The sequence below is a fragment of the Mesorhizobium sp. SP-1A genome (genome assembly GCF_032460275.1).
GTDB lineage: Bacteria > Pseudomonadota > Alphaproteobacteria > Rhizobiales > Rhizobiaceae > Mesorhizobium.
On the sequence record NZ_JAVXZD010000001.1, the window covers coordinates 974,429 to 994,776 of the forward strand.

22 protein-coding genes and 1 tRNA gene are annotated in these 20,348 nt (G+C 64.5%); 8 read left to right on the plus strand and 15 right to left on the minus strand.

All coding sequences use genetic code 11. The features are described from left to right. Positions 1–173: 173 nt before the first annotated feature. Genes QU595_RS04615 through QU595_RS04625 form a run of 3 tightly spaced genes read right to left on the minus strand, consistent with a single transcriptional unit; the run spans position 174 to position 2,097 of the window. Positions 174–1,676 (minus strand): AMP nucleosidase, encoded by a 1,503-nt coding sequence (locus QU595_RS04615; RefSeq protein WP_315919493.1) that lies wholly within the window; start codon positions 1,674–1,676, stop codon positions 174–176. Between the two features lie 49 nt (positions 1,677–1,725). Beyond that, on the minus strand, positions 1,726–1,920 hold the full coding sequence (locus QU595_RS04620) for a hypothetical protein (protein ID WP_315919494.1): 195 nt from the start codon (positions 1,918–1,920) through the stop codon (positions 1,726–1,728). A 27-nt stretch (positions 1,921–1,947) separates the two neighbouring features. Beyond that, complete coding sequence (locus QU595_RS04625; protein ID WP_315919495.1) at positions 1,948–2,097, minus strand: hypothetical protein; 150 nt, start codon at positions 2,095–2,097, stop codon at positions 1,948–1,950. A gap of 175 nt (positions 2,098–2,272) precedes the next feature. Between QU595_RS04625 and QU595_RS04630 the strand changes: the two genes are divergently transcribed. After that, positions 2,273–2,974, plus strand: coding sequence for a glutathione binding-like protein (locus QU595_RS04630; protein ID WP_315919496.1), 702 nt, complete (start codon positions 2,273–2,275; stop codon positions 2,972–2,974). A 113-nt stretch (positions 2,975–3,087) separates the two neighbouring features. Here QU595_RS04630 and QU595_RS04635 read toward each other — a convergent pair whose 3' ends face one another. Then, positions 3,088–3,432: a DUF2147 domain-containing protein gene (locus tag QU595_RS04635; RefSeq protein ID WP_315919497.1), complete on the minus strand. Its 345-nt coding sequence runs from the start codon at positions 3,430–3,432 to the stop codon at positions 3,088–3,090. A gap of 425 nt (positions 3,433–3,857) precedes the next feature. Here QU595_RS04635 and QU595_RS04640 point away from each other — a divergent pair, with 425 nt between their 5' ends. Further along, positions 3,858–4,124 carry a sel1 repeat family protein gene (locus tag QU595_RS04640; protein ID WP_315919498.1) on the plus strand — a complete coding sequence of 89 codons (267 nt, stop codon included), beginning with the start codon at positions 3,858–3,860 and terminating at the stop codon, positions 4,122–4,124. A gap of 342 nt (positions 4,125–4,466) precedes the next feature. Beyond that, positions 4,467–5,594, plus strand: coding sequence for a branched-chain amino acid ABC transporter substrate-binding protein (locus QU595_RS04645; RefSeq protein WP_315919499.1), 1,128 nt, complete (start codon positions 4,467–4,469; stop codon positions 5,592–5,594). Positions 5,595–5,654: 60 nt separating this feature from the next. On the opposite strand, the gene QU595_RS04650 is transcribed toward QU595_RS04645, so the two are convergent. The 5 genes from QU595_RS04650 to QU595_RS04670 all read right to left on the minus strand — a co-directional run bounded on the left by QU595_RS04650 (position 5,655) and on the right by QU595_RS04670 (position 10,466). Further along, complete coding sequence (locus QU595_RS04650; RefSeq protein ID WP_315919501.1) at positions 5,655–5,954, minus strand: HigA family addiction module antitoxin; 300 nt, start codon at positions 5,952–5,954, stop codon at positions 5,655–5,657. Positions 5,955–5,959: 5 nt separating this feature from the next. After that, complete coding sequence (locus QU595_RS04655) at positions 5,960–6,241, minus strand: type II toxin-antitoxin system RelE/ParE family toxin (RefSeq protein ID WP_315919502.1); 282 nt, start codon at positions 6,239–6,241, stop codon at positions 5,960–5,962. Between the two features lie 62 nt (positions 6,242–6,303). Continuing rightward, positions 6,304–8,262, minus strand: coding sequence for an acetyl/propionyl/methylcrotonyl-CoA carboxylase subunit alpha (locus QU595_RS04660; RefSeq protein WP_315919504.1), 1,959 nt, complete (start codon positions 8,260–8,262; stop codon positions 6,304–6,306). Between the two features lie 29 nt (positions 8,263–8,291). Next, entirely contained in the window at positions 8,292–8,807 is a 516-nt protein-coding gene (locus tag QU595_RS04665) for a DUF1993 domain-containing protein (RefSeq protein WP_315919506.1), read from the minus strand. A gap of 51 nt (positions 8,808–8,858) precedes the next feature. Beyond that, positions 8,859–10,466, minus strand: a complete 1,608-nt coding sequence (locus QU595_RS04670) for a carboxyl transferase domain-containing protein (RefSeq protein ID WP_315919507.1) — start codon at positions 10,464–10,466, stop codon at positions 8,859–8,861. Positions 10,467–10,646: 180 nt separating this feature from the next. Here QU595_RS04670 and QU595_RS04675 point away from each other — a divergent pair, with 180 nt between their 5' ends. After that, positions 10,647–10,826, plus strand: coding sequence for a type II toxin-antitoxin system HicA family toxin (locus tag QU595_RS04675; protein WP_315919508.1), 180 nt, complete (start codon positions 10,647–10,649; stop codon positions 10,824–10,826). Beyond that, entirely contained in the window at positions 10,823–11,191 is a 369-nt protein-coding gene (locus QU595_RS04680) for a type II toxin-antitoxin system HicB family antitoxin (RefSeq protein ID WP_315919510.1), read from the plus strand. Before QU595_RS04675 ends, QU595_RS04680 begins: the two co-directional genes overlap by 4 nt. Here QU595_RS04680 and QU595_RS04685 read toward each other — a convergent pair. Further along, entirely contained in the window at positions 11,188–12,351 is a 1,164-nt protein-coding gene (locus QU595_RS04685) for an isovaleryl-CoA dehydrogenase (protein WP_315919512.1), read from the minus strand. The two genes, QU595_RS04680 and QU595_RS04685, sit on opposite strands and share 4 nt — an antisense overlap. Further along, a complete protein-coding gene (locus QU595_RS04690) occupies positions 12,320–12,961 on the minus strand; it encodes a TetR/AcrR family transcriptional regulator (protein ID WP_315919513.1) in 642 nt (213 codons plus the stop codon). Before QU595_RS04690 ends, QU595_RS04685 begins: the two co-directional genes overlap by 32 nt. Positions 12,962–13,105: 144 nt before the next feature. Here QU595_RS04690 and QU595_RS04695 point away from each other — a divergent pair, with 144 nt between their 5' ends. Next, positions 13,106–13,711 (plus strand): histidine phosphatase family protein, encoded by a 606-nt coding sequence (locus tag QU595_RS04695; RefSeq protein ID WP_315919514.1) that lies wholly within the window; start codon positions 13,106–13,108, stop codon positions 13,709–13,711. Between the two features lie 24 nt (positions 13,712–13,735). Here QU595_RS04695 and QU595_RS04700 read toward each other — a convergent pair whose 3' ends face one another. From QU595_RS04700 to QU595_RS04710, 3 genes are all read right to left on the minus strand, one after another. Beyond that, a complete protein-coding gene (locus QU595_RS04700) occupies positions 13,736–14,848 on the minus strand; it encodes a pyridoxal phosphate-dependent aminotransferase (RefSeq protein ID WP_315919516.1) in 1,113 nt (370 codons plus the stop codon). 161 nt (positions 14,849–15,009) lie between these two features. Then, the gene (locus QU595_RS04705; RefSeq protein ID WP_315919518.1) at positions 15,010–16,128 is read right to left on the minus strand and encodes a porin; all 1,119 of its coding nucleotides are present in this window, start codon (positions 16,126–16,128) and stop codon (positions 15,010–15,012) included. Between the two features lie 220 nt (positions 16,129–16,348). Beyond that, positions 16,349–16,439 (minus strand) — tRNA-Ser (locus tag QU595_RS04710). A gap of 433 nt (positions 16,440–16,872) precedes the next feature. Here QU595_RS04710 and QU595_RS04715 point away from each other — a divergent pair. Both QU595_RS04715 and QU595_RS04720 read left to right on the plus strand, forming a co-directional pair. Further along, complete coding sequence (locus QU595_RS04715; RefSeq protein ID WP_315919520.1) at positions 16,873–18,018, plus strand: porin; 1,146 nt, start codon at positions 16,873–16,875, stop codon at positions 18,016–18,018. A gap of 238 nt (positions 18,019–18,256) precedes the next feature. Then, positions 18,257–19,279 carry a site-specific integrase gene (locus QU595_RS04720; protein WP_315919521.1) on the plus strand — a complete coding sequence of 341 codons (1,023 nt, stop codon included), beginning with the start codon at positions 18,257–18,259 and terminating at the stop codon, positions 19,277–19,279. Between the two features lie 92 nt (positions 19,280–19,371). On the opposite strand, the gene QU595_RS04725 is transcribed toward QU595_RS04720, so the two are convergent. Then, positions 19,372–20,286: an alpha/beta hydrolase gene (locus QU595_RS04725; RefSeq protein ID WP_315919522.1), complete on the minus strand. Its 915-nt coding sequence runs from the start codon at positions 20,284–20,286 to the stop codon at positions 19,372–19,374. Positions 20,287–20,348: the final 62 nt, after the last annotated feature.

Genomic DNA, 20,348 nt, shown 5'->3' on the forward strand with positions numbered 1-20,348 from the left:
AGAACTGCGGCGGCTTCAAGGTGGCCTGGCGGTTGGGGTGCGACGATGCTGGTGGAAGAAGCCGGGCGGGCCGCTCCGTTCGGCGCTTCTTCGCACCCCCTCTGGCCTGCCGGCCATGCCGGCAGGCCAGAGGGGGGTATGTACCAATACGTGCCAGAAGGGCGAACGATCCGCTACTGGAACGCCGTCTCCGAGAAACTTCTCAGCTTGCGCGAATGCAGCCGCTCCATCGGCATTTCCGCCAGCTTCTCCATCGCCCTGATGCCGATGGTGAGATGCTGCGCCACCTGCCGCTTGTAGAATTCCGTCGCCATGCCGGGCAGCTTCAGTTCGCCGTGCAAGGGCTTGTCGGAAACGCACAGCAGCGTGCCGTAGGGCACGCGGAAGCGGAAGCCGTTGGCCGCGATGGTGGCCGATTCCATGTCGAGCGCGATGGCGCGCGACTGCGACAGGCGCTGCACCGGGCCGCGCTGGTCGCGCAGCTCCCAGTTGCGGTTGTCGATGGTGGCGACCGTGCCGGTGCGCATGACGCGCTTGAGGTCGTAGCCCGACAGGCCGGTGACTTCGGCCACCGCCTCCTGCAGCGCCACCTGGATCTCGGCCAGCGGCGGGATCGGCACCCATACCGGCAGGTCGTCGTCCAGCACGTGGTCCTCGCGCACATAGGCGTGCGCCAGCACATAGTCGCCCAGCGCCTGCGTGTTGCGCAGGCCGGCGCAGTGGCCGAGCATCACCCAGGCATGCGGCCTCAGCACCGCGATATGGTCGGTGATCGTCTTGGCGTTGGAGGGGCCGACGCCGATATTGACCATTGTGATGCCGCCATGGTGCGGCTTTTTCAGGTGGTAGGCCGGCATCTGCGGCAGCCGCGGCGGCATCGCGCCTTCCGAAGGGTGCGTTTCGCCGGAATGGGTCACCATGTTGCCGGGCTCCACGAACTCGGCATAGCCGCCTTCGCCCTTCGCCATCATCTGGCGGGCCATGGTGCAGAACTCGTCGATGTAGAACTGGTAGTTGGTGAACAGCACGTAGTTCTGGAAATGCTGCGGGCTGGTGGCCGTGTAGTGCGCCAGCCGGTGCAGCGAATAATCGACCCGCTGTGCCGTGAACGGCGCCAGCGGACGCGGATCGCCCAGGCCCAGTTCCAGCGTGCCGTTGGCGATGTGGTCGTCGGTGCCGTCGAGGTCCGGCACGTCGAACAGGTCGCGGATCGGCCGCTTGATGTGCTCGGCCGCCGAGGCGTCGACATGGGTGCCCTCGATCAGCGCGAAATGCAGCGGGATCGGCGTGTCGGATTCCGACACCATGACCGGCATGCCGTGGTTGCGCATGATGAGATTGAGCTGCTCCACGAGATAATTCTCGAACAGGTCCGGCCGTGTCACGGTGGTGGTGAAGGTGCCCGGCGTCGGCATGTGGCCATAGGCCTGCCGGGAATCGACCAGCGAGAAGGACGTCGTGGTCACGCTGACGGCGGGATAGAAGGCCCTGTAGCGTACGTTGCTGTCCCCGCCGGTCGCCAGCGCCGAGAAGGAATCACGCAGGAACGCGGTGTTGCGGGCGTAGAGACGCTGGAGTTCCTTCACCGCGGCGCGGGCGTCGGTGAAATATTGCGCGGCATAGGGCTCCGGCGTGACGATGGTTTCGATGGCCTCGGGGTAGATTCGCTTTTCCATGGCCCATTATATGAGCACGACGTGACGGTTTCGAGAGGGGGTGCGTCCGTCAACCGCGCTGCAGGCTCACCAGCAGCACCAGCCCCATGCCGGTCTTCTGCGGCGCCGGCGCTTCGATCGTGGCGCCCGCCCCGCTCCGCAGGCTCGGCACCGCCAGCACCGGCGCGGCGAGCATCAGCAGGATCATGGCGGCACGCGGCGCCACGCGGAGGAAACGGCGGAGGTTCGAGGCGGAACGGGACATGGTCGCGGCTTTCGCGGTTTTTCAGGATCAGAGGCGCTGGGCGGCCGGGCAGGCGAAGCCGCAGCGGGGATCGCCGCCATGGCGATCGTGGCGGCCCGCCTCGGCGACGAGCAGCGCGAAACCCATGCCGAACAGGGTCACCAGCAGACAGACGATGGTGAAGCGGCGTGCAAGCATCTTTGAATTCCCCTCATCGAATGACGGGATAGTGCATCGCGCCGCCTGAACCCGCTCTGAGGCCTGCGTTCATCGAAGGTTCAAATTTATTGACGGCGTTTTGAACGTTCCGGCGGTTGCGCTCGGCCCGTCGATGTCTATCTGCAACGGGCATCCATCAAGCCGGAGACATGGCATGACCACGCAGACCCGCCCGATCGAACTCCACTACTGGCCGACCCCGAACGGCCACAAGATCACGATCTTCCTCGAGGAAACGGGCGTTCCCTATGTCGTCAAATACGTGAATATCGGGCGCGGCGAACAGTTCGAGCCGTCGTTCCTGAAGATTGCGCCGAACAACCGCATGCCGGCCATCGTCGATCCGGAAGGACCGGACGGCAAGCCGATCCCGGTGTTCGAATCCGGCGCCATCCTGCAATATCTCGGCCGCAAGTTCGGCAGGTTCTATCCCGCCGACGAGCGCCGGCGTACGGAAGTGGACCAATGGCTGTTCTGGCAGATGGGCGGCCTCGGCCCGATGGCGGGGCAGGCGCATCATTTCCGCCAATATGCGCCGGAGAAGGTGCCTTACGCCATCGAGCGCTATACCAACGAGGTGAACCGGCTCTACGGCGTCATGGACCGCCGGCTGGCCGACCGCGACTTCCTGGCCGGCGACTATTCCATCGCCGACATGGCCTCCTTTCCCTGGACCCGCTCCTACCGGAACCAGGGACAGGACCTGGACGATTTCCCGAACCTCAGGCGCTGGTTCGACGCGATCGCAGCCCGCCCGGCGGTCGTCAGGGCTGTCGAGGTGGGGCAGGAGCACCGCCGCAACCTCGCCGACGACAAGGAAGCGCAGAAAGTGCTGTTCGGCCAGCGGGCGAGGTAGGAAAGCAGGAGCTAGGGGAGCGGGGCGGCAGCCTGACGGCCGGGCAGGACGTTGACGAGGCGGTGCCCCATCGGCGGTTGCCTGCCGCTCCCTGCTTTACTCCTCCGCTTCCCTCACATCTTCGTCCAGGTCTGGCTCTTGCAGATCAGGCCGCCCAGCACGCAGCCCTTCATCGTCAGCGAACTGCCGGCCAGCGAGGCCTTGCCGTTATAGGTCTTGTCGCTCTCCGGATCGGTGATGGTACCGGCATAGCCGGCGTCGCCCGTGGCCTTGAACGAGCCGATGCGCTTGCCGGCATGCTTGCCCGTCTTCAGCGTGATGGCGAAGGCCCCGCCGCTGCCGGCGATGGCCGCCGTCGCGCCGGAAGCCGTCTTCCAGTTGCCTTCGATCGGGTCGGCCAGCGCCGCCCCCGTCACTATCAGGCTCGCCGCGAGCGCCAGGCTGAGTTTCCGAAACATCTTTCCTCCTCCTCTGCAAAATCCGGATCGGCCTGTCGGCCTTACGCGGACGTAAGCTAGTGCAGTCATGCGGCAAGCGGAAGCGGTGCCGCAGCGGAAGAAAGCGCCGATTTTTTGCGGTCTGCCTGCTGCCGCCGCCGCCTTGGGCGGGGCGTCTTACCAAATCCCTACTGGGCGCGTGGTTAGCGAAGCGTTGTTTCGAGCCACTCGGATTTTCGTCGAATTTTACACGAAACCGCGCGATCGCGGGCTTTCTATCCTTAACGGTTCGTCACGTTTACCTATTGTTTTAGCTTTGTTTTCCTCAAATTAAGCAAGCCATTTAACGGCGGATTCAAGGCTCGGCGGCATCCTCGGAAGCATCGAAAGGGCAGCCCCACGGACGAAAGAAGGGCGGCTCTCGGGAGCAGACAGGGAACAAGAAAATGGCACGTTTCGAAATGCTTGAAGCCGATTTCGGCACGATGGGCACGACCGCTCAGGCCGACATCCTGTTCGAACTCGGCATGATGTACGCAACCGGCCGCGACTGCGAGGTCGACGTCGTTGCCGCCCACAAATGGTTCAACATCGCGGCCATCAAGGGTTCGCTGCGCGCCGCCGAGGTTCGCTCGGAACTGTCGGCCGCCATGTCGAAGGGCGAGATCGCCCAGGCCCTGCGCGAGGCGCGCGAATGGATGACCATGCACTGACGATTGCCCCGAGGGGAATGAACGCGGGCGGGCCGCTCCAACGGCCCCGTACCGGGACGATGTGACGGGACGACGGGAAAGAACGACGCGGCAGGCACGTACCGGCCGCGCAGACAGGGAAGCAAGCGGGCAGGGGCGTTTCGGCGCCGCCATGACCGCCGCCAAAGCCGCGACCGGCCGGGATAAGGCCGGCGCGGCTTTCGCCTTTTCCGGCGCTTGCCGCGCAAAGCGATGCGGCCGCCGCGAGGCGTCTGGACAGAATTGGAGAAGAGTGGAATTGTCGCCTTCCTCCAGAGGTGCGCTGCCAGGGGGGCGGCGCAAGAGTTGAGGAATGGGAGCACTATGAAAAAAACCAGGATGCTGCAGGCGGCGCTGTTCGGCCTGCTGTTGAGCTCGTCGGCAGCCCTCGCCGCCGATGACATCACCTTCGCGGTCGCCGGGCCGATGACCGGGCAACTCGCCAATATCGGCGACCAGTTCAAGCAGGGCGCGAAGGCCGCGGCCGACGCGATCAACGCCAAGGGCGGCGTCAGCGGCCGCAAGATCAAGCTCGATTTCGAGGACGACCAGTGCGATCCGAAGCAGGCGGTGTCCATCGCCAACCGCATCGTCGCCAATGGCGTGAACTTCATCGACGGCCACGCCTGCTCGGGCTCCAGCATTCCCGCCTCCGCAGTCTATGCCGAGGCCGGCGCGCTGATGATGAGCCCCGCCTCCTCGAACCCGGCCATGACCGACGACGCCGCCAAGAAGGGCTGGAAGACCATCATGCGCCTCTACACGCGCGACGACGCGCAGGGCGCCTTCATCGGTCCGTGGATCGCCAAGAAATATGCCGGCAAGAACATCGTCATCCTGCACGACAAGAGCGCCTACGGCCAGGGCGTCGCCGACGCCGTGCGCGACACCATGAACAAGTCGGGCCTGAAGGAGGTCTTCTACGACGGCATCAATGCCGGCGATAAGGACTATTCGGCGCTCGTCACCAAGCTCAAGGAACTGAAGGCCGATGTCGTCTATTTCGGCGGCTATCACCCCGAAGCCGGCCTGATCCTGCGCCAGGCGGCGGAACAGAACTTCAAGTTCCAGCTCATCATGCCGGATTCGATCGCCTCGCCCGAGTTCTGGCAGGTTGCCGGCCCGGCCGGCGAGGGCACCATGTTCGTGTTCCCGTCCGATCCGCAGGCCCGCCCCGAAGCCAAGGAAGCGGTGGAGAAGATCAAGGCCGGCGGCTTCCAGCCGGAAGGCTTCACGCTGTTCTCCTACGCGGTGATCCAGGCCTTTGCTGAAGGAATCGAGCGGGCCGGCAGCGACGACCCGGCCAAGGTGGCCGAGGCGCTGAAGGACGGCAAGCCGATCAAGACCGTCGTCGGCGACGTGGTCTTCGACGAAAAGGGCGACCTGAAGAACGCCAGCTACGACATCAACCAGTGGCACGACGGCAAATACGCGCCGATTCCGCTGGATTGAGACGGCCGGTAGGCTCGAAAAGGAAGCGGCCGGGTTCCCCCCGGCCGTTTTCGTGTGAGATCAGGCTGCGTTGAGCGGCCTTATTCGCTTTTCCGTTTCCGGCCATGCACCGGAGCGCAGCTTCCTGAGCTCATAGTCCGACTGGAGATTGAGCCACATTTCCGGGCTCGTTTCGAAATACTTCCCCAACCGCAAGGCGGTGTCGGCGGTGATGCTGCGCTCACCCTTGATGATGCCGGCGATGCGGCTTGCAGGCACGTCGATATCCCGGGAAAGCTGGTTTTGACTTACCCCTAACGGCTTCAGGAATTCCTCGAGAAGAATCTCGCCGGGGGGAATCGGATCGAGTTTTCGTTCCATGGCTGTCACCTGTGGTAATCGACGATTTCAACGTTTTCGGCGGCGCCGTCTTGCCAGACGAAGCAGATACGCCATTGATCGTTGATCCGAACGCTCCATTGACCCTTGCGGTCGCCTTTCAGGGCCTCCAGTCGATTTCCCGGAGGAACCCTCAGATCTTCCAACCGGATTGCGGCATGGAGGAGCAGTAGTTTTCGGCGGGCCACGCTGTCGATAGCTGAAAGGCGGCTCACCCGAATGTCGTTGAACAACTTCTCCGTATCTCGGTCGCCAAACGATCGGATCATGATGATAAGCTATTCCGCTAATAGTATTCCGTCAAGCAGAATACTAATAGCGGAAAGTCAGATCAACCCTTGTCTTCCTCCACAAACCGCACAAGCACGGCGCCGTCCGTCACCTGGCTGCCCTCGGCGGCGATGTCGGCGATCACGCCGTCATGGGGTGCGATGATGGTGTGCTCCATCTTCATCGCTTCCAGGATCAGCAGCGGCTGGCCCTTGGCGACCTGGTTCCCCTTGGCCGCCCGCACCACTTTCACCAATCCGGGCATCGGCGCGCGCAGCGAATCCGCTCCCGCTCCTGCTTCGTTGGCGCTTTGCAGCGGGTCCGGCACGGCGAAATTGTAGCTCGCCGCGCCGTCGAACACGGTCACATGCCCAGGCCAGAGCGCCAGGCGTGCGGCCGGTGCCTTGACCGGCCGGGAAAGGCCGGTCGCCGTCTCGAACCGCACCTGCTTCTGCCGGTCCGCCGGGTCGATGCGCGCGGTGATCTCGTGCTCGGCGAAAATCAGGACGGTGCGCTGCGGCACGGCATGGAAATGGGCGTAGCCGGCAAGCGCCGCCCACGGATCGTCGGACGCCGGCAGCGCATCCAGCCCGGACGCAGCGAGCGCCGCCGCCGCTAAGAGGCCTTCCGAGGGCGGCGGCACGGCAGTCAACGCTTCCTGCCTGCGCCCGATCAGGCCGGTGTCGACATCGCCGGCCGCGAAGCTGGGGTCGCGGGCGAGCGCCGCCAGGAAGGCGGTGTTGACGGTGGAGCCGGCCACCTCGGTTCCGTCCAATGCCGTTCCGAGCGCCGCCAGCGTGGCTGGCCGGTCGGGTCCGTGAACCACCAGTTTGGCGATCATCGGATCGTAGAAGGGCGAGATGGCGTCGCCCTCGCGCACCCCGGTTTCGACGCGCAGGACCGTGCCCGCGCCGGACGCGGCGGGGAACCTCAGGTGATGCAGCGTGCCGGTGGCGGGCAGGAAGCCGCGCGCGGCGTCCTCGGCATAGAGCCGCGCCTCGAAGGCGTGGCCGTGGAGGCCGATCTCGTCCTGCGTCAGCGGCAGGCGTTCCCCGGCCGCCACGCGCAACTGCCATTCCACCAGATCGATGCCGGTGACCATCTCGGTCACGGGATGTTCGACCTGGAGGCGCGTGTTCATCTCCATGAACCAGAAACGGTCGGGCCGCAGCCCCTCGGACGCATCGACGATGAACTCGATCGTGCCCGCGCCCGAATAGGCGATCGCCTTGGCCGCCGTCACCGCCGCTTCGGTCATCGCCGTGCGCATCTCCTCGGTCATGCCGGGGGCGGGGGCCTCCTCGATCACCTTCTGGTGGCGGCGCTGCGCCGAGCAGTCGCGCTCGTAAAGATGCACGGCATTGCCGAAATCGTCGCCGAATACCTGCACCTCGATGTGGCGCGGCTTCTCGACATATTTCTCCACCAAGACGCGGTCGTCGCCGAAGGCGGCCTTGGCCTCGCGCCGCGCGCCCGACAGGGCTTCGGCGAAGTCGTCCGGGTCGTCCACGCGCCGCATGCCCTTGCCGCCGCCGCCGGCGCGGGCCTTGATCAGCACCGGATAGCCGATCTCGCGCGCCTTGGAGGCGAGCACCACGATCTCCTGCGCCTCGCCGTGATAGCCGGGCACCACCGGCACGCCGGCCCCCTCCATCAGCCGCTTGGCGGCGTCCTTGAGGCCCATGGCGCGGATCGAGGCGGCAGAGGGGCCGATGAAGGTCAGTTCCGCGGCCACCACGCGGTCGACGAAATCCGGGTTCTCCGACAGGAAGCCGTAGCCGGGGTGGATCGCCTCCGCGCCGGTGATCTTGGCGGCGGCGATGATGCGGTCGGCGTCGAGATAGCTTTCGGCGGCGGGCGCGGGGCCGATCCGGATCGCCTCGTCCGCCATCTCGACATGCAGGGCGCGCGCGTCCGCATCCGAATAGACGGCGACGGTGCGCACGCCCATGCGCCGCGCGGTGCGGATGATGCGGCAGGCGATCTCGCCGCGATTGGCGATCAGGATTTTCTGGAACATGCCCGTCCCTCGACTCTTCTCGGCCGGCTTCAGGAGCCGTCGGCGCCGGCCAGAAAGTCCACCTTGCCGACCGGCACGCCCTTGTGGCGCAGGATGTCGTAGGCGGTCGTCACGTGGAAATAGAAGTTGGGAATGGCGAAGCCCAGAACGTAGCTCGTGCCGTTGAATTCCAGCGTGCGCGGCCCGGCCTTGAAGCTCACATGGGCATCCTCCCGCCCGTCCATGCAGTTGGCCGGCACGGTTTTGAGATAGTCGATGGTCGCGGTGATCCGCGCCTGCAATTCGGCGAAGGTCTTTTCCTCGTCGGCCATCGGCCTGGGTTCGACCTGCCCGACGCGAACCGCCACGAACCGCGAACTGTCGGACGCGCGCTGGATCTGCGCAGTCAGGGGCAGCATGTCCGGATAGAGCCGCGCGGAGGTCAGCTCTTCGTGGGGAATGCCCTTTTCGTCCGCGAAGGCTTCGCCCTTCTTCAGATTGTGCGACAGGTTCCTGAGGCCGCGGATGAAGACGGGAACGGTGATTTCGTACAGGGAAAGCGGCATGTCGGCTGGGGCTCCGTTGGCAAGTTTGGTTGGTCTCTCTGCGGCCGTCGTTCACATCCTGAACACGCCGAATTTCGTTTCCGGGATCGGCGCGTTGAGCGCCGCCGACAGCGACAGCGCCAGCACCTCGCGCGACTTCGCCGGATCGATGATGCCGTCGTCCCACAGCCGCGCCGAGGAATAGAGCGGATGGCCCTCGCGCTCGTATTTCTCCAGCGTCGGGCGCTTGAACTCCGCTTCCTCGTCCGCCGTCCAGGAGCCGCCCTTGCGCTCGATGTTCTGGCGGCGCACCAGCGCCAGCACCATGGCCGCCTGCTCGCCGCCCATCACCGAAATGCGCGCGTTCGGCCACATCCACAGGAAGCGTGGCGAATAGGCGCGCCCGCACATGCCGTAATTGCCCGCGCCGAAGGAGCCGCCGATGATCATAGTCACCTTGGGCACCTGCGCGGTGGCAACGGCCGTCACCAGCTTGGCTCCGTCCTTGGCAATGCCGCCGGCCTCGTATTTGCGCCCGACCATGAAGCCGGTGATGTTCTGCAGGAATACCAGCGGTATCTTGCGCTGGCAGCACAGTTCGATGAAATGCGTGCCCTTCAGCGCGCTCTCGGAAAACAGCACGCCGTTGTTGGCGATAATGCCCACCGGCATGCCGTGGATATGGGCGAAGCCGGTCACCAGCGTGGTGCCGTAATTGGCCTTGAACTCGTCCAGTTCCGAGCCGTCCACGATGCGGGCGATCACCTCGCGCACGTCGTAGGGCTGCCGCAGGTCGGTGGGCACGATGCCGTAGAGCTCACGCGGATCGTGAAGCGGCGGGACAGGATCGCGAAGGTCGAGCCCGATCTGCTTCTTCCGATTCAGGTTCTTCACGATGCGCCGGGTGATCGCCAGCGCATGGGCGTCGTCCAGCGCATAATGGTCGGCCACGCCGGATTCGCGCGTGTGCAGGTCCGCGCCGCCCAGTTCCTCGGCGGTGACGTCCTCGCCCGTCGCGGCCTTCACCAGCGGCGGGCCGCCGAGGAAGATGGTGGCCTGCTTGGCGACCATGATCGATTCGTCCGCCATCGCCGGCACATAGGCGCCGCCGGCCGTGCAGGAGCCCATGACGCAGGCGATCTGCGGAATGCCGGCGGCGGACATGTTGGCCTGGTTGTAGAAGATGCGGCCGAAATGCTCGCGGTCGGGAAACACCTCGTCCTGGTTGGGCAGGTTGGCGCCGCCCGAATCGACCAGATAGACGCAGGGCAGGTTGTTCTGCGCCGCGATCTCCTGCGCGCGCAGGTGCTTCTTCACCGTGACCGGATAATAGGTGCCGCCCTTCACGGTGGCGTCGTTCACCACCACCATGACCTCGCGGCCCTCGACGCGGCCGATGCCGGCGATCATGCCGGCGGCGGCGATGTTGTCGTCATACATGCCGTAGGCGGCGAACTGGCCGATCTCGAGGAAGGGTGAGCCGGCGTCGAGCAGTTGCGCCAGCCGCTCGCGCGGCAAAAGCTTCCCGCGCGACACGTGCCGCTCGCGCGCGTCGTCGGAGCCGCCGCGCTGCACCGCCGCCGCCCGCTGCGAGATGTCGTCCACCAGCGCCCGCATCCGCTCGGTATTGGCGCGGAAATTGTCGGAGGACGGGGAAATTTGGGACTGGATGGTGGGCATTGGCGGACCTGAAATGATATCATATTTTGATATTATATGTCGCGCAGGACGTGCGACCTTCAATTGCAGGTGCTGGCCATCTGCGCTGCCTTGTTGGAGGTTTGCACGAATGCGAGACATCGCAAAACGCTTGAGGCGATCTTTGCCGATCCGGTCAGCGGGTCGATCAAATGACGCGATGTGGAAGCGCTTCTGATCGCCTGCGGGGCGGAAATGTCCGAAGGAAACGGTTCGCGGGTGAGATTCACCATTGCCGGCCAGACCTTGTTTCTGCACCGCCCGCATCCGTCGCCGGATACCAAACGCTGGGCAATCCGTGACATTCGCCAGTTTCTAATCAATGTTGGGATAAGACCGTGAAGCTTTACAAGGGATATTCCGGTTCGATCGAGTTCGACGACGACGACATGGTCTTTCATGGCCATGTGCTCGGTATTCGCGATATCGTGACGTTCGAAGCCGAAAGCGCGGAGGAACTGGTGAAGGCCTTCCACGACAGCGTGGATGACTACCTTGCATTTTGTAAAGAGCGCGGCGCGGAGCCGCAAAGGCCTTATTCGGGCAAGCTGGCGCTGCGCACCACTCCCGAGGTTCATGCGCTTTTGAGCAAGGCGGCCGCTCATGACGGCAAATCCATCAATCAGTGGATTTCCGATACGCTCGCTGAGGTCGCTCGCAAAAGGGTTGATGAGGGGACGACGAAGGTGCGCACCCGCACGCATTAGCCCTCCTCCGCCATCATCTCGCGCCCGATCAGCCAGCGGCGGATTTCGCTGGTGCCGGCGCCGATCTCGTAGAGCTTGGCGTCGCGCAGCAACCGGCCGGTGGGATAGTCGTTGATGTAGCCGTTGCCGCCGAGAAGCTGGATGGCGTCCAGCGCCATCTGCGTGGCCTTTTCGGCGGCGAACAGGATGCAGCCGGCCGCGTCCTTGCGCCTGGTCGCGCCGCGGTCGCAGGCAGCCGCCACGGCGTAGACATAGGCGCGCGCCGCGTTCATCGTCGTGTACATGTCGGCGAGCTTGCCCTGCACGAGCTGGAAGTCGCCGATGGCCTGCCCGAACTGGCGCCGGGTCTGCACATAGGGCACCGCCACGTCGAGGCACGCGAACATGATGCCGAGCGGACCGCCGGCCAGCACCGTGCGCTCATAGTCGAGACCCGACATCAGCACCTCGACGCCGCGGTTTTCCTGGCCCAGCACGTTCTCGAACGGCACCTCGACGTCGTCGAACACCAGCTCGCCGGTGTTGGAGCCGCGCATGCCGAGCTTGTCCAGCTTCTGCGCCACGGAGAACCCCTTCATGCCGCGCTCGATGAGGAAGGCGGTGATGCCGCGCGAGCCCATGGTCGGCTCGGTCTTGGCGTAGACCACCAGCGTGGTCGCGTCGGGCCCGTTGGTGATCCACATCTTGTTGCCGGAAAGCACATAGCGGTCGTTGCGCTTGTCGGCACGCAGCCGCATCGACACCACGTCCGAGCCGGAGCCGGGCTCCGACATGGCGAGCGAGCCGACATGCTCGCCCGAGCATAGCGCCGGCAGGAACTTTTCCTTCTGCTCCTTCGTGCCCCAGCGGTTGATCTGGTTCACGCACAGATTGGAATGCGCGCCGTAGGACAGGCCGACCGAGGCCGAGGCGCGGCTGATCTCCTCCATGGCCACGACATGGGCGAGATAGCCCATGCCGGATCCACCGAAATCGGGGCCGGCGGTGATGCCCAGCAGGCCGAGCGCGCCCAGTTCGCCCCACAGATGCGACGGAAAATCGTTGGAGCGATCGATTTCGGCCGCCAGCGGCGCGATCTTCTCCTGCGCGAAGCGCCGCACCAGATCGCGCAGCGCCTCTATGTCGGCGTCAAGTCCGAAGCTCAGCGTATGCGTGTACATGCCGCTCCTCCATGTCCATTGTCGCGCCGACGAGGCGCATTGTCATGCGAAGATATGTAGCGGTGACCCCGGCGACCGGCAGCCGCTCGTCGGGCCGGAACCACACGATCACCCCTGTGATCATCTGGATCAGCGCCATGGCGGTGAGCCCGATATCGTCCAGGTCGAAAACGCCGGCCTCCGCGCCTTCGCGCAGGATGGCGCGCAGCTCCTTTTCGTAGGCGGCGCGCAACTTCAGGACCTGCGTCAGCCTTTCCGGCGAGAGGCTGCGCAATTCCATGTTGGAGACATGGGTGGAATGGCGCCGCGCGATATGGAAGGCGATATGGTTCTTCACGAAGGCGGCGAGCCGGGCCACAGGACCGCCGGCCGCGGGCCTTGCGGCGTCCCAGGCCGCGAGCAGGGCCTCCATGTGCTCGCGCATCAGCGTGAACAGCAGGTCTTCCTTGGTCGGGAAATAGCGGTAGAGCGCGGCTGCCTGCACGCCGACCTGCTGCCCGAGCTGGCGCATGGAAACGGCCTCGTAGCCATGGCGCGCGATCAGCGCGGCCGCTACCTCGCGGATCGCCGCTTCCGTTTTTTCGCCGTCAGAGCCGGTGGTGCGGGCCATTCGTCACTCCCTGCGGAAAGAATAAAACGAACGTTCAATTAATTCAAGGGGTCGGCGGAGCTGTCTCGGCGGATGCCGGCGGATTGCGGGTGAGTGGCCGTTCCATGATAGGCTCGGCATCGGCCAGCAGGATTGCGATTCCCGATGCTCGTACGTCTCACCTTGGTATGCAGCGGCGTTTCGGCGGCCGTCCAGCGCGGCGCTTTTCCCCGCGACGAACCGGCCGACATGCCTTCCCTGGCGAGGGCTTCGGGGCTGGCCGGGCTGCTGGGCAAGGTGGACCGTGCCCTGATTGCGCCGGCATTTGCCGCGCGCCGAACCGCCGAGGTGCTTTCCCTGCAACCGGATGAACTCGAAGACCTGCGCGACCTGGACTACGGCGCCTGGGCCGGCAGGAGTTTCGCGGAGGTGGGCGCGGCGGAGCCGGAGGCGTTGGCCGCCTGGCTGCATGATCCCGAGGCTGCGCCGCCGAAGGGGGAATCCTTCGCCGACCTGTCCCTCAGGGTGGCGCGGATGCTGGACCGGATGGTGGGCGAGCCCGGCCACACGGTGGCCGTGACTCACGCCTCAGTCATCCGCGCGGCCATTTTACACGTCATCGGCGCGCCGCAGGCCGGCGGACGCCATATCGACGTCGAGCCGCTGAGCCTGACCGATTTGCGCAGCGACGGCCGGCGCTGGACGCTGCGTGCGACCGGGATCACCGCAAGACCACCCGAATCCGCGACGGAGCGGGGCGTTTCCGGGTGAAGCCGGTGCGGACGGGAACCCGTCTCAGTTGCCGCGCGCGGCGGCAAGGGCGCCCGGCAGTTCTTCCGCCAATATGTCAAGCTCGTGGTCGAGCCCGACGCTGATGCGGATGCAGCGGTCCAACCCCAGCGCCATCGGCTTGCGGATGAAGACGTCGCGCGCCAGCAGGTTTTCCAGCACCTTCAGCGCGAAAGCGCCGTCGCGTCCGCAATCGACGGTCACGAAATTCGTCGCCGAGGGCAGGGGCTCGAGGCCGTTGCGTTCGGCGATTTGCGCGATGCGCCGTCGCCCGGCGTCCACCTTGCCCACCACTTCCTGAAGCCAGGCCTGGTCGGCCAGCGCCTCGACGCCCGCGATCTGCGCCATGCGGCTGACGCCGTAGTGATTGCGCAGCTTCTCGAAATCGCGAATCATCTTTTCTTCTCCGAACGCATAGCCGCAGCGAATGCCGGCGAGACCATAGGCCTTGGAGAAAGTGCGCATCCTGACGAGGTTTGGCCGCGATATGTCGATGCCGGGCAGGGACGAAGCCGGGCCCAGTTCACCATAGGCCTCGTCCAGCACCAGCATCGAGGTTTCGGGCAGCGCCTCGATAAAACGGTTTATGTCGTGCGCTTCCCACCAGCTTCCCATCGGATTGTCGGGATTGGAGAGATAGACGAGCGGCGCCTTTTCCCGGCGGGCCGCATCCAGCAGCGCATCGAGGTCCTCGCGGTCATTCTTATAGGGAACCGTGACGAGCCGCCCGCCTACGCCCGCGACATGGAAGTTGAAGGTGGGATAGGCGCCGAGCGAAGTCACCACCGGATCGCCGGCATCGATGTAAAGCCGCACCAGCAGGCCGAGCAGTCCGTCTATGCCTTCGCCGACGACGACATTGGCGGAAGCGATGCCGTGGTGCCTCGCTGCCGCTTCCTTCAGATCGTAATTGTCGGGATCGCAATACATCCACATGTCGCCGGCGATCTCCTTCATGCGCGCCACGACGTGCGGCGAAGGGCCGAAGCTGCTCTCGTTGGCGCCGAGGCGGGCCCGGAACGGGCGGCCGCGCATGCGCTCCTGCGCTTCGGGGCCCACGAAGGGCACGGTTTCGGGCAGGGCGGCGACGAGCGGGGTGAGGGCAGGGCGTGTAGGCATCGGGATCGTCCGTGAAAAATGTCGATGACAGCGCTATAGCGCCCGCCGTTTCCGCGCAAGCGCTGAGACGCGCGAGGTTCATGCGCCCCGGGGCCGATAACGCCAAAAAGAAAAACCCGGCGGTTGCCCGCCGGGTTCGACAGAGATCCGTGAAGGATGTCTTAGAAGTCGCGCTGGAAGCGGATGATGCCGCCGACGGCGTTTTCCTTGCGCATGCCGGTCCAGGTGGTCATGCCCGGCGTGAAGTCGCCCTGATGGACCCAGTTGATTTCGGGCGTGATGGTCAGGCCCGGAACAACGGTGTAGGCGATGTTGGCAGCCAGGCCGAGCGACTTGGAGTCGTCGTAGGAAACCTGCGCGTTGAAGGCGACCTTCTCGTTGAACTTGTAGGTGCCGCCGCCCCAGACGGCCCAGTTGCCGCCCCAGAGCTTGTAGAAGTTGCGGGCAACGTGGTCGTCGGTGCCGTAGCCGCCCATGACCCACAGCGACAGGGCGTCGTTGACGTTCACGTCGAGGCGCAGCTTGCCGGCCCACTCTTCCCAGTTGCTGTCGTAAGCGGCGACGCCGGTGATGGCGCCCCAGCCCTGGGCGAACTTGGCGCCGACGACGACGTTCGGCACATAGCTGTCGATCGGACCTTCGACCGGAACCGCACCCGGGCCGACCTTGATGTCACCGGTCAGCTGATCGGAACCCTGCTCCACCGCGGCCATGGCCGAGAAGCCGTTGCCGGCGTCGAAGGTGTAGCTGATCAGGTTGGTGCCGAAGCCGCCATAGGGAACCAGCGTATCCTGGATCACGTTGCCGGCGTAGCCGATGAAGGTGTCGAACGACGATTCGTCGACGCCGATGCGCAGGCCGCCGAGCTGCATCCACGCGAAGTGGGCGTCAACGTTGGTTTCGCCGTTGGTGTAGTTGAAGCGGGTCTCGGTGTAGGTCTTCAGGGTGCCGAGCTCGGTCTCCTGACCGGTCCAGGTCTTCAGGGCGAAGCGGGCGTTCTTGCCCCAGCTGCGCTGAAGCTTGCCGTTGCGCACGTCGATAGCGTCGCGGCCGTCGAAGGAGCCGGCGTCGCCGAACGAGGCGTCGTAACGGACATAGCCGCCGACGCGCAGGCAGGTCTCGGTGCCGGGGATGTAGAAGTAGCCAGCGCCGTAGACGTCGCAGATGCGGACGTATTCAGCGGGCTCCGGCTCGGCGACGACGACGGCGTCGGCGGCGCGCGCACCGGAGACTGCGACCAGCGCCGCAGCCGAGCCGAGGAGAAGGCTCTTGATGTTCATTTTCTGACCTCCAGTCAGAATCGCGAAGATTTCGCGCCGAACATCGCCTTGAGTTCCGAATTTCTTTTCATTTTCAAATGGATGCGAAGGCAGCGCATCGCTGGTCGTCGTTCCAACTCATGCCTGGACGCCGAGGCCGACCCGAAGCGCGCAGCCGTTTCGAAACCTGCAGCTTCGCAGGCCCGGGCATCGCGTGGGGCCATGAAGATGATGAAAGAACTGGCGGAGAGGATGGGATTCGAACCCACGAGGCCCTTTTGAGGCCTACTCCCTTAGCAGGGGAGCGCCTTCGACCACTCGGCCACCTCTCCGGCGCACCGCTGGATAATGAAAAGACCGGGTACAATCAATAAGCATTTGCGGCGCGCCTGGGAAAAAGCCGGTCCGGGCGCGATCCGGCAATTCTCTTTCACCGCGATCAGGCCGGCTGAGTCGGACGCGATTCTGGTTGTCGGCCCCCTGTTTCGCGGGCCCGCGGCACCGTTCCCGCCCCTGATGGTTAAGAAGAACTTTCCGCAGTCGGCAAAAACGTGTCATTTGTGCAACATGGCTTGGGGATAGCGCCCATGGAGGCTTCCAGCCGCTACGAACGCTGTTGAACGCCGCCGACCGATGGGTAATGTCGGTCTCGAAGAAGGGGCGCGGTGCGCGTGTCTTTTTCGCAGTGGGGATGGGGCAGGGAACGCTGTCCTTCAGCAAATAATACCCAGACCCGTTTTTTAACTTTTGACTGGAGGTCAGAAAATGAACATCAAGAGCCTTCTCCTCGGCTCGGCTGCGGCGCTGGTCGCAGTCTCCGGTGCGCGCGCCGCCGACGCCGTCGTCGTCGCCGAGCCGGAGCCCGCTGAATACGTCCGCATCTGCGACGTCTACGGCGCTGGCTATTTCTACATCCCCGGCACCGAAACCTGCCTGCGCGTCGGCGGCTATCTGCGCTACGACGCCGGCTTCGGCGACATCGGCTCGTTCGACGGTGCCCGCACCAACGACCGTCTGACCGGCAAGGAGCAGAGCACCTGGACGAAGCAGGCCCGCTTCGCTCTGAAGACCTGGACCGGCCAGGAGACCGAGCTCGGCACCTTGAAGACCTACACCGAAACCCGCTTCAACTTCGGTAACCAGGACACCCAGGACGGTAACGCGCACAACAGCTGGTCGCTGAACTTCGCTTGGGTCCAGCTCGGCGGTCTGCGCATCGGTCGTGACGACTCGGCCTATGACACCTTCTCGGGCTATGCCGGCAACGTGATCCAGGACACGCTGGTTCCCTACGGTGGCTTCAACACCAACCTGATCAGCTACACCTTCGACGCCGGCAACGGCTTCTCGGCTCTGGTGTCGCTCGAGCAGGGCTCGGGCAAGTTCAGCCGGGCTGGCACGATGGCTCCTGCCGATATTAATCCGGATTGGGATGCCCTTATCGACAACAACACCATCGACAGCTATGTGCCGCACATCGTGCTCGGCGCGAAGTACACCCAGGGTTGGGGTGGCGTGTCGGCTGTTGCGGCTTACAACAGCAACTACGAAGAGTGGGCCGGCAAGGTTCGCCTCGACGTGAACGCCACCGAGCAGCTCTCGCTGTTCGTCATGGGCGGCTACGGCACCGACAAGCACATCGACCGCAACTTCTACAAGCCTTGGGGTGGCAACTGGGCCGTCTGGGGCGGCGGCACCTTCAAGTTCAACGAGAAGGCTCAGTTCAACGCTGCCGTGTCGTATGACGAAGACAAGAACCTCGGCGTCGCGGCCAACGTCGCTTACACCCTGGTTCCGGGCTTCACCATCACGCCGGAACTGGATTACGTCCACCTCGGCAAGTCCAACTGGACCGGCGCCGACAAGAAGAACTCGTGGGGCGGCATCATCCGCTTCCAGCGCGACTTCTAAGGGATGTTGTCTCTTATTTGAAACTCCGGACCCGGGCGTCTCGCGCCCGGGTCTCGCTGTTTTCGTCTAGGGCTTGGAACGAAGAGAAGATCGGGGGTGAAACGATAGCTGACGAATTTGCCGGGACTTCGATGGGAATTCCCGCTGTGCGGGGACTGAGGTCGGCGAATTTGGTCTCTTGAAAGGGCGCCGCTGAATGGTTAGGAGCACCTAATCCACTCGGGGGTGTGGTGACAAAATGTCCAACAATGCGTTTCAGGAGAGTGGTCTCTCCGATCAGTTTGCTGCTTTCACTTCGCAGAATACCAGAATTAAATATGATCTAGGTATTAGGGAAGTAAAGGCGTACAGGATCGGCGAGCTGTTTGCGGCTTATCGTGATATTTTGTGGGATGACGGGCGACATAAATACAATGTCAGCTCGTTCATCGGCGAAATCGACGAGATTTTGCTAGGCGAACGCTTCAGCGCGTTTGACCAGAACACCTTGGACAGCCTCATCGGCACCTTGCGCCAACGCGGCAACAGCAACGCGACCATCAATCGCAAGATGGCCGCACTGAGCAAATTGCTGCGTAAGGCCTACAAAATGGGGGATATCCACAGCCTGCCCGAGTTCCGCCGCCAGAAGGAGCGGGCGGGACGAATCCGCTTTCTCGAACGCGACGAGGAGGCGCGTCTGTTTGCCGCGATCCGCAGCCGCAGCGAGGATGCCTACAGGCTTTCCGTTTTCCTGGTGGACACCGGCTGTCGCCTGGGCGAGGCGCTCGGCCTGATCTGGAACGATATCCAGACCCACCGCGTCTCGTTCTGGATCACCAAGTCGGGTCGCAGCCGCACCATTCCGCTCACCGATCGGGCGCGCGAGGCCGCGACGTTCTCGGGCGAAGGTCGCAGGCCCAAGGGCCCGTTCGCCATGCTCAACCAGCCGCACTACCGCGCGATCTGGAACGAAGCCAAGGCGGAGGTCGGGCTTGGCAGCGACACCCAGGTCGTGCCGCATATCCTGCGCCACACCTGCGCTTCCCGGCTGGTCCAGGGCGGCATCGATATCCGCCGCGTGCAGATGTGGCTGGGCCATCAGACGCTGCAGATGACCATGCGCTATGCTCATCTGGCCACTCACGATCTCGACGGCTGCGTCACCGTGCTCGAAGCGCGCCCATCCGCTTTGAATGGCCCGAAAGACACAGATGACGTCAAAACCGGCGAGTGCACCGAGAAGCGCAAGCGTGCACCCAAGGTCCGAAAAAGCAAATAGGCTTCAGCGGTAAGACAGTCTGCGCTGCGTGGTGCCGTGATCGATGCGAAGGCGGTCGGAAATGCTTCGGCCGCGCTGCTTGTTCTTGAAAGTTATTTATTTGAGAACTTGGGCGGTTGCGCTGTCTTCTCGGCCTGCTCGATGAAGCCCGCGATCCGGGCAGGCAGGTCGCCGGTCTCGAGGAAAGGCGCATGGCCTTGTCCGTCCACGACGATCGTTTCCATGCCTGGGTGCCGCCGGCGCATCTCCGCCAGGGTGGCCGAGGAAAGCAGGCGGGAATTGGCTCCCCGTATCGCCAGCATCGGCACGGCGGCGAGGGCGTTGAACTGCGGCCACAAGGTCGGCAGAGGCACCGACAGGTCGAGCCCGTCCAGTGTTCCGACCAGTTTCGGATCGTAGTCGGGAACCCATGCGCGGCCTTGCTGCCGGTAGATCGCTACCGCCATGCGTTCCCAGTCTTGCGACCTGAGCGCCGGAAAGTCCGCGCCATGCGCCTTGCGTTGGGCCTCGGCCGCCTCGGCAAGCGTCGCGGGTCGCGATGCGCTATGCAGATAGTTGCGGATATGCGCGAGCCCCTCCGCCTCGATCGCAGGACCGATATCATTGAGCACGATCGCCTTCAGCACGTTCGGCCGCATCGCGCCGAGCAGGTGGACGATCAGCCCGCCGCGCGAGGTGCCGATGAAGGCGGCCTCGGCGATTTTCAACGCATCGAGCCCGGCAAGAATGTCGGCTGCCTCGACGCCGACATTGTAGTTGGCGGGGTTGGCATCATGGGCGGACAGCCCGCGCCCGCGGTAGTCGAAGGCCACGACCCTGCGCGGGGCCGGCGCTTCCCGTGCAAGATGAAGTGCCAGTTCATGGAAATCGCGCGCGTTCCGGGTCAGGCCAGGCAGGCAGACCACGGGCCAGGACCCCGCCGCGCCCTCGCCATAGAGCCGGGCGTGCAGCCGCAGCCCGTCTGGGGCAGGGTAGAAAAAGTCCGAGAAACTGCCGTTGTCCTGCATTCTGTTCCCCCGGCCTGGTCCATCCGACAGCTAAAGGCTGGCTCGGCCGAGGTCAAATCCGC